The organism is Gammaproteobacteria bacterium (assembly GCA_017999615.1).
GTDB lineage: Bacteria > Pseudomonadota > Gammaproteobacteria > JAABTG01 > JAABTG01 > JAGNLM01.
Genome location: JAGNLM010000003.1, coordinates 69,739 through 81,595 on the forward strand (window position 1 = coordinate 69,739; position 11,857 = coordinate 81,595).

General features: G+C 68.7%; 9 protein-coding genes. 7 read left to right on the forward strand and 2 right to left on the reverse strand.

Annotated elements, in window-relative coordinates; genetic code table 11:
• Positions 1 to 13 precede the first annotated feature (13 nt).
• From KA217_04580 to KA217_04610, 7 genes are read left to right on the forward strand one after another with little or no spacing between them, the layout of a single operon-like run.
• Positions 14 to 313 (forward strand): hypothetical protein, encoded by a 300-nt coding sequence (locus tag KA217_04580; GenBank protein ID MBP7711725.1) that lies wholly within the window; start codon positions 14 to 16, stop codon positions 311 to 313.
• Positions 310 to 867 carry a GspH/FimT family pseudopilin gene (locus KA217_04585; GenBank protein ID MBP7711726.1) on the forward strand — a complete coding sequence of 186 codons (558 nt, stop codon included), beginning with the start codon at positions 310 to 312 and terminating at the stop codon, positions 865 to 867. Before KA217_04580 ends, KA217_04585 begins: the two co-directional genes overlap by 4 nt.
• Positions 868 to 872: 5 nt before the next feature.
• Positions 873 to 1,376, forward strand: a complete 504-nt coding sequence (gene pilV / locus KA217_04590; protein MBP7711727.1) for a type IV pilus modification protein PilV — start codon at positions 873 to 875, stop codon at positions 1,374 to 1,376.
• A complete protein-coding gene (locus KA217_04595; protein ID MBP7711728.1) occupies positions 1,373 to 2,578 on the forward strand; it encodes a PilW family protein in 1,206 nt (401 codons plus the stop codon). Before pilV ends, KA217_04595 begins: the two co-directional genes overlap by 4 nt.
• Positions 2,575 to 3,066: a hypothetical protein gene (locus tag KA217_04600; GenBank protein ID MBP7711729.1), complete on the forward strand. Its 492-nt coding sequence runs from the start codon at positions 2,575 to 2,577 to the stop codon at positions 3,064 to 3,066. Before KA217_04595 ends, KA217_04600 begins: the two co-directional genes overlap by 4 nt.
• A 33-nt stretch (positions 3,067 to 3,099) precedes the next feature.
• Positions 3,100 to 8,040 (forward strand): VWA domain-containing protein, encoded by a 4,941-nt coding sequence (locus tag KA217_04605; protein ID MBP7711730.1) that lies wholly within the window; start codon positions 3,100 to 3,102, stop codon positions 8,038 to 8,040.
• Positions 8,037 to 8,534, forward strand: a complete 498-nt coding sequence (locus KA217_04610; GenBank protein ID MBP7711731.1) for a type IV pilin protein — start codon at positions 8,037 to 8,039, stop codon at positions 8,532 to 8,534. The genes KA217_04605 and KA217_04610 overlap by 4 nt, the downstream gene beginning before the upstream one ends.
• A gap of 90 nt (positions 8,535 to 8,624) precedes the next feature.
• On the opposite strand, the gene KA217_04615 is transcribed toward KA217_04610, so the two are convergent.
• Both KA217_04615 and KA217_04620 read right to left on the reverse strand, forming a co-directional pair.
• Positions 8,625 to 10,445: a hypothetical protein gene (locus tag KA217_04615; protein MBP7711732.1), complete on the reverse strand. Its 1,821-nt coding sequence runs from the start codon at positions 10,443 to 10,445 to the stop codon at positions 8,625 to 8,627.
• 15 nt (positions 10,446 to 10,460) lie between these two features.
• A complete protein-coding gene (locus KA217_04620; GenBank protein ID MBP7711733.1) occupies positions 10,461 to 11,804 on the reverse strand; it encodes a cytochrome ubiquinol oxidase subunit I in 1,344 nt (447 codons plus the stop codon).
• Between the last annotated feature and the right edge of the window lie 53 nt (positions 11,805 to 11,857).

Here is an 11,857-nt window from a genome sequence, read left to right on the forward strand (position 1 = left end):
CTCGGGGTGCGTGATGAAGCAGAGGAAGTTGCAGGCACTGGCCGTCTCCCTGGGCCTGTGCGGCCTGTGTTCCGCGCTACCGGCCGGGGCGGCGACGGTCGGCCGCGTGGTCGCGGTGGGCGAAGACGGCAACAGCTACTACCAGGTCACCTGTGGCGACGGCGGCGTCGCGAGCGTGGTGGTATCGGGCTCGCGGCAGGAGGTCTGCATCTACGCGGACCACCTGGGCCGCAGTTGCCGGGCCGACTGGACCGTGGACAACGCCGCTGCGTACGCCTGCCGAACCGCGCCGCCGCGGAACCTCGCCCCATGACCTCTCGCACGGACCGGCAGTGTGGATTCACTCTGCTGGAGCTCGTCGTCGTCGTCGCGGTGGCCGGGATCCTGCTGGTCACCGGCGTCCCCGCCCTGCAGGACATGGTGCGCAACAACCGGCTCGTGACCGAGACCAACGACCTGGTGGCTCACTTGAACCTGGCGCGCAGTGAGGCGATCAAGCGCAGGACACGGGTGGCGATCTGCAGTTCGACCGCCGCTGGCGCGGCCGTCCCGGCCTGCGACGGGGGCACCGACTGGGACACCGGCTGGGTGGTCTTCGTGGACGCCGACTCCGACGGGGTGGTGGACAGCGCCGCGGACGTCATTCGCCGCAGCGCAGTCGTCGCGGGCGCGACCCACGTGCGCGCCAGCGGAGGGACTCTCTCCTTCGGCGCGGATGGGAGCGTTGCCGGAGGTGCCGCAACCACCCTGGCCGTGTGCGACGACCGGGGAGAGTCGCGCGGACGCCAGATCAGGGTGGCCGGTGTCGGCCGCCCGCAACGGGTCGGTCCGCAGATACCAGACGCGGGCTGTAACCCGGGAGGGTGAGTGCGGTGAGACAGGGTCGCGGGTGTGGGCGGTGGCCGAGCTCGGGAAGCCAGGGCTTCAGCCTGATGGAGGTCCTGGTCGCGCTCCTCGTCCTGGCCATCGGGCTCCTGGGGCTCGCGGCGCTGCAGGCGCGGGGCGTCAAGTTCAACCACGACGCGTACCTGCGCAGCCAGGCGACTTACCTGGCCTACGAGGTCATTGACCTGATGCGGGCCAACGTGACGAACGCCGGCGACTACGTGGTCGCCACCGACCCGGGTGGCACCTGCGACCCGGGGGCCTCCGGGCACACGAACGACCTGGCGTGCTGGTACGACGCCCTGCAGGCGGCGCTGCCCGCCGGTGACGCCATCATCGCCGCCAACGGGGACCAGTTCGACGTCACCATCCGCTGGCAGGCGCGTGGCGCACGCGAGGCGACCAACCAGGCCGCCTGCTTGGCGGCGCCCTCCCGTGTCTGGGTCGATCCCTTGTGCCTCGTGACGCAATCCTGGACTTTCCGCACATGACCTTGCACGCCACGCGCGCACGCCACACCCGCAGCCGTGGCCTGAGCCTGGTGGAGTTGATGGTGGCGCTCGTCGTCGGCCTCCTCCTGATGGCGGGCACGATCTCGATCTTCCTTTCGAACAAGCGGACCTATGAGATCACGGACGACCTCTCGCGGCTCCAGGAGAACGCGCGCTTCGCGCTGGAGACCATGCTGCGGGACCTGCGGATGGCGGGGAACCTGGGGTGTGGTCAACGGTCCGTCAACCTGACCACCGAGGTGGCGGTTCCCAGTGACGGCATCCTCTGGGACCTGACGACCAACCTCGAGGGTCTCGACGATGGCGCCACCGCATGGAGTCCCAGCGGTCGAGCCACCAGTGCGGACAACAATGTCAGCGGGCTGCGGGACGTGCCGGTCGCGCCGCTGGCAGGAACCGACGCCATCACCCTGCGTTACGGAGCGGGCCCGGGGCTGGTGATGACCGCCGGCCAAAGCGTGTCCGGCGCGACGATACCCGTCGACACCTCCGACGATGCCGGCGACCGCACGGACGACGACGCCGGCGCGGAGCACGCCGCGCTGCAGCAGGCACAGCTCGCCGTGCTGACCGATTGCGGCGGCATGAGCCTCTTCCAGTTGAGCGCCGTCCAGGCGGCTGCCGTCGTCAGCAGCGCGGGCTTCTCTCGCCCGTTCGAGCGGTCCGCCACCGGGCCGATGTACCCGCGGGTCATGCCGGTTCGGGCCGTCCGATACTTCGTGGGCGACGGGGCCATTGCGATTGCAGACGAGGCGACCCGCTGCAGGGACGACCGGGGCCAGCCCGTGCCCGCCCTCTACCGCACGACGTTGACGACGACGCACCCGGAACCCGTGGTCTGCGGCGTCGAGAACATGCAGATCCTGTATGGCGTCGACAACGACGGCGATGAGCAGCCGAACCTGTACGCCCGCGCATCCGCAGTGGGCAACACGGTCCAGTGGCGGAATGTCGTGAGCGTGCGACTCGGCCTGCTGCTCCGGACCCTGGACGAGTACGGTGCCGACCCCGACCCGCGCCCCGTGAAGAACATCCTGAAGGGCGGCGGGTTCGACACGCTCGAGGGTTGCGAGACGGACGCGGGCGGCGCCGATCGCGGTTGTGTGACCGTCGCCGACCCGAATCTTCGCGTCCGCCGCAGGGTCTTCTCCACCACGGTCTTCCTGCGAAACCGCATATGAGTCTCCTGCACCTGCACCATGGTCCTTCCGCGTCTCTGGCCAGGGGGCGCGCAGCGCACCAGCGCGGCGCCGTCCTGATCGTCGGGCTCATCCTGCTCGCCGTGCTCACCCTGCTCGGCCTCACGGGCATGAGTACCACCTCGCTCGAGGAGAAGATGGCGGCCAACGCGCAGGAGGGCACGCGCGCCTTTCAAATCGCGGAGACCGGCCTAGCCAGCGCCTTTGCCGAGGAGCTCGCCTGGGACCTGGATGGCTACGACTCCCCCCTTCAAGCAGTGAAGCTGGCGGACAACACTCAGGTGGGTCAGTTCCAGTACTGGACCCGCTTCAACGGCTGGTCGCCCCCTCGCCAGCCCTACAGCGCCGTGCACTTTCACGCCGCCCACTTCGACTTCCGCAGCGAGGGCACGACCTTCGCCGGCGGCGCCGCGAGTGATATCCAGGCGAGACACCACGGCGGTGTCTACCAGATTGCCCCGAAACAGTAGGGCGTGCCCCGGGCGCCCCGAGGAGACGCAGGCATGAAACGCTCCCGCTTCCTGTCCTTCCTCCTCGCCGTCGCGGCCGGGGGAACTGCCGGTTTGCCCGTTGCCTCCCTGTCGGACGACACCGATGTGTACGTCGGCTCCGAAGAGCTTGCCCAGGTCCAGGGGGTCCGGCCGAACGTACTGATCATTCTCGATACCTCCGGCAGCATGAGCACGACCGTTCCCGGGACGGGCAAGAGCCGGATGACCAACATGAAGGAGGCGCTGCAGTCCATCCTCGACGGGCTGAACAACGTCAACGTCGGCCTGATGCGCTTCAGCAACCCGGGCGGGCCAATCCTCTTCCCCGTCGCCTACATCGACGAAGACGCATCGGAAGCATTCAAGGCCGGCGGTGCGGACATCACGGCCCGGATCGCTGACGGCACCGACGACGTCGAGGAGCTCAAGTCGACCGGTGCGATGAAGTTCACGAGCACCCGCCTCGAGTTGCTCGACACGCCCGCGTTCGGGAGCGAGACCAGCCTCAATGCGGGCCTGGGGGTGGGTGTCAGCGCTGGCGTAGATGACGTCGAGGAGCTGGTGGGCGTTTCGTTGACCACCTCTGGCGGGGAGATGAGACTGGGGAGCGGGGGCGGAGGGACGCGGGTGAACGGCCTCGTCTTCCGCAATCTCGCGATACCGCAGGGTGCCTACGTGCTCGGGGCCGACCTGGTGTTCACGGCCGCTCAGAGCGACTCCGGCGACACCAGCTTGAGGTTCGCCGGTTGGGACATCGACAACGCGGGAACGTTCTCGAACACCCAGAAACCATCGAGCATCCTGGCATCGAGCGTCCTGTCGACGACCTCCACGCTGGTCATGTCCGGTCTCGCGCCCTGGACCAGCGGCCAGACGTATGCGACCGACGACCTGTCCCCGGTCGTGCAGGAGATCCTGGACCGCCCCGGCTGGGCCTCCGGCAATGGCCTGGGCATCCTCGTCTCCGGGACAGGCCAGCGCCGGGCGAAAACGTACGATAGTTGGCCTCGCCAGCCGGCGAAGCTGCGGGTGACCTACGGGACCGGCAGCCCGGGCGAGCAGCGCGTGGGCCTGCGCTTCCGCAACCTCGGCATCCCGCAAGGCGCGACCATCGACAGCGCGGTCCTGGAGCTCTCCCCTTCGCGCACCCTGAACGGCCCCGTGACCTTTCGCATCTACGGCGAGAAAGTGGCCGACGCCGCGCCCTTCGACACCGCCACGGAGTCCATGGCGAACAAGCTCGCCCGCAAGACATCGGCGCAGGTGGATTGGGCCGCAGCCACCGAGTGGGTCGCGCGGAGCGCTGAGGGACAGAGCCAGAGCTCCCCGGACCTCGCACCCATCCTGCAGGAGATCGTGAGCCAGGCCGGGTGGTGTGGCGGCAACGACCTGGCTCTCCTGATCGAGAAGGTCGACGGGGCGGGCTGGCGGGCCGTTCACAGCTACGAGGGGGATCCGGATTTCGCCCCCACGCTCAAGATCAATTACACCTATAACCCCGCCACGGCGCCGGCGGACACGGGCTGCATGGTGCAAACCCTGCAACGCCAGGTCATCGCAGGTACCGACGACGCGGAGCAAAGCTCGACGGGCACCATGCGCCTCGTCGATGCGAGCCTGGACATGCCCTACACCGGAGGGGCGGCACAGACCACCGGGATTCGTTTCCAGGACGTGCGGCTCGACCCTGGGGCCGAGATCCTGGACGCGCGCCTGGTCTTCACGGCCTACGCCACCAATACCGTCTCCGGGGCGTCGATGGTCTTCTTCGGTGAGGCGGCCGATAACTCGGCCGGCTTCAAGGCCACCGCCAACAATCTGTCCGCCTCCGCCCGGCCCACCACCACCGCGTCGGTGACCTGGGGCTCCGCCTCCAGCCCTGCGCTGACCGGATGGAACCGCGACGGCACCTACACTTCACCTGCCCTCACGTCGATCGTGCAGGAGGTCGTCAATCGCTCGGGGTGGCAGTCCGGAAACTCCCTCTCGTTCATCGTCAAGCCCGGCAGCGAACAGCGGCGCGCTCACAGCCACAACAGCAGCCCTGGCAAGGCCCCTGTCCTCAAGATCACCTACAAGGGCAGGCTCACAGCGAGCAGCAACTCGTCCGTCACGGTGCGCCAGCTCCTGAAGCAGACGGTCAACACCCTGGAGCCCGGGGGTTGGACCCCCATCGTGGACACGCTCTATGAGGCGGCCCGGTATTACCGGGGAGAGGGTGTCGTCCACGGAAAGACGCGCGGAACGGACGGTGACACGGTGGAGCGCAACACCAGGGTCAGTCACCCCGCGTCCTACACGGGCGGGACGGTCTATCGCCAATCCGGGTGCACGGACGCCAATCTGAGCGCCGCCGCCTGCGAGAGCGAGCGCATCGACGGCAGCCCGGTCTACGTTTCCCCCGTCGATGAGCTCTGCGGCTCGAACTACGTCATCCTTCTCACCGACGGCGAGGCCAACAACAACCACTCCGCGAGTCTCATCCGCAGTCTCGCCGGCATCGCAAGCTGCCAGGCGAAGCTCTCCAACAACGCCACCGTGCTCACGGGAGAGCAGTGCGGCATCGATCTCGGGCGGTTCCTGTACACCAAGGACCAGTTGAGCGCGCTCGCAGGCAGCCAGACGGTGGTGACCTACACCATCGGATTCAACCTGGACGCGAGCGACCCCGAGCAGGTGCACGCGGTCCAGTTCCTGAAGGACCTGGCCAAGGAGTCCGGGGGGCAATTCCGGCCCGCCACGACGGCGGCGGACCTGGCGGAGACCTTCCAGGCATTCTTCCTGGACATCCTGAACCGAAGCACCTCCTTCGCCGCACCCGCCCTTTCGGTGAACGCCTTCAACAAGCTCTATCACCGGGACGACGTGTACTTCTCGCTGTTTCAGCCGTCGGACCGCATTCGTTGGACCGGGAATGTCAAGAAGTACCGCCTGCGGAGCAAGCCGTCGGAATGCCCGGGCGGGGCGTTTACGGACGATTGCAGTCTCGGTGAGGTACTCAGTCAGGACGGCGAAGAGGCCATCGGTCCGGATGGCCGCATCAAGGATGGCATCAGCAGTTACTGGAGTTTCCAGGACGGCGACAAGATCCAGAAAGGTGGCGCCGGTAACGCGGGTCCCACACCTGCGAACCGCCGGGTGATCACCTTCACCGGGAGCGCCGACCCTGCGGGCGACAACCTGGCCGCTGCCGCTCACGAGGTCAAGGACACCAATTCCTTGCTGACCAACACGATGCTCGGGTTGGAGGGCACGGCGACCGCGGAGGCGCTGAGCGCGCTCATCTCCTGGGTGCGCGGGGTCGACGTCGACGAGGAGAACGACGATGGCGACACCCGCTACAGCTTCAGTGACCCGCTCCACTCCAGCCCGCAGGCGGTGACCTACGGGGGGAGCGATGCAGCCCCTGTCACGAAGCTGTTCGTGGGCACGAACGACGGCGGGCTGCGAATGATTGACGCGGAGACCGGCGAGGAAGAGTGGATCTTCTACCCGCCGGAGACGCTGTCGCTCCAGGCCCGCCTGCGAAGCAATCCCAAAGAGCTGCGGCACGTCTACGGGATGGACGGGACGCCCACGGTCTGGCTCAAAGACAGTGACGGCGATGGCACCATCGGCGACACCTCCGGCGACTTCGTGCGCGTCATCGTCGGGATGCGCCGGGGCGGGAACCACTATTACGCGCTGGACGTGACGCCCGCCACCCCCCTGACCGTGCCCGGGACGATTGCCCCGACCTACCCGAAATACCTCTGGCGGATCGACGGGGGCAGCGCGGATTATCCCCAGCTCGGCCAGAGCTGGTCCCGTCCGACGGTGGCTACGGTGCGCGTGGGGACCAGCACGGCGGGCCTGAGCGAGGTGCGTGACGTACTGATCTTCGCGGGTGGCTACGACGAGTCCCAGGACGGTGCCTTCGGGTCGAGCACCAGCGGCAACGCGATCTACATTGCCGACCCGCTGACGGGTGCGCGCAAGTACTGGATCAGCGGGACGGCCCACTCGGCGGGGGCCGGTGTCCAGGTTCCGGGCATGACCTATCCGATCCCGTCGGACGTCTCCGTCCTGGACGCCAACGGCGACGGTGCCATCGATCGAATCTACGTGGGTGACACGGGTGGCCAGCTCTGGCGCATCGACCTGGCGCCTGCGTCGGGTAGCCCCGGCGGCGTGAAGGCCGTGGTCGGCAAGCTGGCGACGGTCTCCAGCAGCGCGAGCGAGGCCGACAAGCGGAAGTTCTTCTACCCGCCCGACGTCGTCCAGATGTTCGACGGCAAGTACTCGGACGTCTCTCGGTATGACCTGGTCACGCTCGCGAGCGGCGACCGGGAGCACCCGCTCAGCGAGGCGGTGACCGATCGGCTCTACGCTTTTCGTGACATCGATTACGACCCGATGGCGGACGCGAATGGGGACGGGCTCGCCGACAGCTACCCGAGCTCCACCGCGGGGGTGGCGCTGCAAGGAGCTCTGGACGGACCGCCGGACGTTGCCGGTGACCTGTTCGACGCCACCAACGTCCCCCAGATCGACGTTGACGGGGCGAACCTCACGGCCCTGCGGCAGTCGAAAGGGTGGTACCTGCGCTTCGAGGGGACCGGCGAGAAGGGTCTCGCCTCGCCCATCGTCCTCGCCGGCAAGCTCTTCATCACGACGTTCGTGCCCCAGGCCCCGGAGATCGGTGACACCTGCCAGCTCATGGAGGGCGGGGGGCGCCTGTATGGCGTCGACGCGCTGAACGCGGAGCCCAGGTTCAACTGGGACGGTCTCGGCGAGATTGCGAGCAAGGCCGACCGACGCTATCAGTTGGCCGCGGGCATCCCGTCGGGGGCCGTGCCGATCTTCCAGCAGGAGGGCGTGACGCTGCTCGTCGGCGTTGGTGGCGGCGCGGAGACGGTCAATCCCGAGATCGCGTTGCCGCGGGCCCATACGTACTGGTTCCAGGGGCAATGAGCATGAGCACTTTCGCGTCCGTGCGCCGCAGCCATCCTCGGGGCAGGGCGAGGGGGAAGCCCGAGCCGGGTTTCACGCTGATCGAGCTGATGATCGTGGTGGCGATCGTCGGGATCCTCGCGGCCATCGCCTACCCGTCCTACACGGAGTACGTGCGCCGCGCGGCGCGCGCCGACGCCCAGGGGGCGCTCACCAGCCTCGCGGCGGTGATGGAGCGTTGGTTCTCGGACAACAACACCTACGTGGGAGACCCCTTCGCGGCAGGCCTGCACCTTGACTGGTCACCCGTGGACGAGCCGGAGGCGAACCGGCGTTACGACTTGACCATTCCAGCCTCCGGACAGACCGGTTACACCCTGCGCGCGACACCGGTCGCCGGTACCGTGGTGGCCGGCACCGGTATCCTCGAGCTCACCTCCACCGGTTGGCGGGGCTGGGACCGCAACAACGACGGAGACACCGCGGACGCCGGGGAAGACACCTGGGAGCGCTAGCCCGAGCCTCCCAGGCGTCCCCGTATCCACGCGGGGGCGTCCGCGCACCGGCCGCGGGCGCCCGCTCCTCGACCGTCTGTAAACACGCCGTCACTCCCTCGGAGCGCTCACCGCGTAGAAGGCCGCGAGGTGGGCGATCTCGTCGTCACTCCGGGGCGCCGCCAGCGCGCGCATCAGGCCGTGCGTCCGGGTGCCCTCGCGGTAGGCCTGCAAGGCGCTGGTGAGGTAGGTCCCCGACAGCGCGGCGAGCTTCGGGGTCCGCGGCGAGGAGCTCACGCCGCGGTTGCCGTGGCAGCCGGCGCAGGAGTGGGTCTCCGCCGCGTTCCGGTCGCCGGGGAGCTTCTCGGCGTAGCCGACCGGCTTCACCGGCTGCAGGCAGTAGAGTCCCGCCAGCTCCACCACGTCCTGCCCGCCGAGCCCGGACACGAGGGCCTGCATCGGGGCGTGGGTGCGGCGCCCGTCGCGGTAGCTCTCGATGGCGACGATCAGGTACTCGCGGTGCTGCCCGGCGAGCGTGGGGTTGTCCGGGGTGGGGCTGTTGCCGTCCGCCCCGTGGCACCCCGCGCACATCACGGCCTTCGGGTGATCGGCCGCCGCCGGTGCCGTGGCCGCCGCCGGCGCCGTGGCCGTCGCCGGACCTGCGCCCATTGCCGGCGCCGTGGCCGCGGCGTCCGTGGGCGCCGCCAGCGCGGGCGCGACGTGCTGGTAGGTGACGTAGGCGCCGAGCCCCACCACCACCCCGATCCACGCGACGAGCGAGGCGATGGCGAGGTTGCCAAAGGTGCGCATGCCCGTGCCGGAGAGGTCCACCTCGCCCTCCGCGCGTCCGGAGCGGTAGGCGACGGTGAGCAGGTAGCCGATGGCGATGAAGCCCCAGAGGAACGTCAGGAAGAAGAGCGCCGTGCTGCCCCAGTCCAGGTTCACGGGGTAGTCGAAGATGGAGTACCCGAACTGCCCCACGTAGTCCGAGCGCAGGGACTCCCGTGCGGCGGCCATGGCCAGCACGACCACGAGCCCCGCGACGCCCGCCGGGACGGCGTGGCGCAGCGGGTCCTTGCGCACCGCCCACAGATAGCCCACCAGGGCCACGCCGAGGACGATGGCCACCAGGTAGAACGGGTCGGCGTGGAAGCCGAGCTTCCCGGGGATCACGGCGGACCACCAGAGGCCGGTCCCCACGCTGATGACCCCGAATCCGAAGGCCAGGTGCAGGCCGAGCTTCGCGACCCAGGCAAGGTACTCGGGGTCGCGGTCCCCGCGGTTGCGGAAGTACCAGGCCGAGGCCACGAGCAGCAGGCCGGTGAGCACCGGGGAGGCGAGGATCACGTGCAGGTAGCGCGCCCACTGCCAGGCGTGGAGCGTGGTGCCGCGGGTGTCCGCGCCGCCCTCGGTACTGGCCCACCCGAGCCACGCGTCCGGCAGCAGGGCCTGGTAATTGAGCGCGTGGATGACGAAGCCCGCGAGCAGGAAGCCGGCCAGGGCGATGAGCCCCCAGAAGGCGGTGCGCGCCGCCCCGCGGTGGTGGCGCAGGTAGTAGCGGTAGGACGCGGAGTAGGCGGCGATCATCAGGAAGACGAAGCCGACCACCCAGGCTGCGGACAGCAGGTTGGAGGTGTACCAGAAGGGGTCGTAGATCACCTGCACGAAGAGCAGCGGGGCGACCCCGATCAGGACCGCGAAGCTGACGCTGACGGTGGCGATCCGCGCGGTGGTCGCCGACAGGCGTTGCCAGCGCTCCGCCCGCCGAAAGCGCCCCCACAGCGAGATCAAGAGCCCCCCGACCACGAAGTTCACGAACAGGATGTGGAGGGCGAAGGTCAGCACCATCAGGAGCTGGAACACGACGGGGTACAGGGGCACGCCCATGGGGTCGCGCAGGGCGGCGAGGACTTCGTTGACGTGGGATTCCATGTCTGTCTTCCCCCTTCAGTGCTTCGCGGCGAGGGCGGTGGCGCCCTTGCCGAGCTCGACCAGGTAGGCGGCCAGCGCGTGGCGCTCGGCGTCGTTGCCCACGAAGGACGGCATGAAGTCGTAGTGCCCGAGGCCCGTCAGGTAGCCGTCGGTGCGCTCGACGTCGGCGAGGCGCAGGCGCCGTACCATGCGCGCGAGCGGGCGCAGGCCCGTGTCCCCGAGCGCGTGGCAGGCCGAGCACTGCTGCTCGGCGAGGAAGCGCCCCACCGCCACCCGGTTCCCGTCGGAGATGGGCTGCAGCGCCGGCGGCACGAGGGCCACGTGCTTCAGGAACCCGTCCCGGCTCATCGCCTCGACCTCGGGCTCGACTCCGCGGCTGGCGACGCCGTGTGCGATCACCTGGTTGGAGTACATGTACCCGGCGATCACGTAGGGCTTGCGCAGCATCTCGCGGATGCGCTCGCCCCCGAGGATGCCGGTGAAGAGGATGAAGATGGCGAGGACCGCGGTGGCGGTGGTGATCGCCCCCGGCGTGCGCAGGGCCCAGACGAAGTAGACGAGCATCAGCACGGCGACTGCGACCGAGCCGTAGAGCACCGTGCCCGGCACCAGCCCCGCGAGACCGGCCTTGTAGGCGGTGGCCGCAGGGAGGGTCGCCGCCCACGGGACCAGCATCACGCTCCCCACGAGCAGGCCCGCGATGCCCCATTTCGCGGCGAGCCGCGTGATTTCCTCTCGGGTCTCCTCGTCCTTCAGCCGGCTCGCCACCGCCATTGCGAAGGTCGCCGAGATGGCGAACATGAACCCGGTGCGGGTGAAGAGCTGCGGGAAGTAGGTGGGGTTGAAGAACCCGTCGAAGAAGCTGCCCGTCTCGTTGAATTTCCCCGGGGTCAGCATGAAGGCGAGGATGCCGACGATGATGATCATCGTCACCCAGGAGGCGACGGCGAAGACGATGCCGATCCGCAGGTGCGTGCGCCGGTCCACCTTCCCGAAGGTGTAGTAGTAGACGAAGATCCCGATCACCTCGATGACGAAGAACACCCACTCCGTCGCCCAGGCCCAGACGTAGGTGTGGATGAGGCCCGAGATCCCGCGCGGGCTCGCGACGGTGGCCGAGAACCAGATCCCGACGCCGGTGAGGCTGCCGAGGACGTAGGAGAAGATGAGGAGGGTCCTGGTGTACTTCTTGATGTACTCGATGAGCTCCGGGCGGTTCTGGCGGTAGGCCCGGTTCTCCAGGAACACGTTGAACCACATCGCGCTCACGGAAAGGTGCGAAGGCAGGATGTGGAAGGCCGCGATGAGGCCGATGACTCCCCCGGCGGTGAGTGCGGGGACTTCCCAGGTCGGATACATGCCTCTCCCCCTCGGTGTCTCTGTCCGTGCGTGCCGTGCGGGCCGTGCGTGCG

Coding starts and splice junctions, on each gene's coding strand:
- KA217_04600 (MBP7711729.1), top strand. CDS start 2,575: ATGAGTCTCCTGCACCTGCACCATGGTCCTTCCGCGTCTCTGGCCAGG.
- KA217_04585 (MBP7711726.1), top strand. CDS start 310: ATGACCTCTCGCACGGACCGGCAGTGTGGATTCACTCTGCTGGAGCTC.
- KA217_04615 (MBP7711732.1), bottom strand. CDS start 10,445: ATGGAATCCCACGTCAACGAAGTCCTCGCCGCCCTGCGCGACCCCATG.
- KA217_04595 (MBP7711728.1), top strand. CDS start 1,373: ATGACCTTGCACGCCACGCGCGCACGCCACACCCGCAGCCGTGGCCTG.
- KA217_04610 (MBP7711731.1), top strand. CDS start 8,037: ATGAGCATGAGCACTTTCGCGTCCGTGCGCCGCAGCCATCCTCGGGGC.
- KA217_04620 (MBP7711733.1), bottom strand. CDS start 11,804: ATGTATCCGACCTGGGAAGTCCCCGCACTCACCGCCGGGGGAGTCATC.
- KA217_04580 (MBP7711725.1), top strand. CDS start 14: ATGAAGCAGAGGAAGTTGCAGGCACTGGCCGTCTCCCTGGGCCTGTGC.
- KA217_04605 (MBP7711730.1), top strand. CDS start 3,100: ATGAAACGCTCCCGCTTCCTGTCCTTCCTCCTCGCCGTCGCGGCCGGG.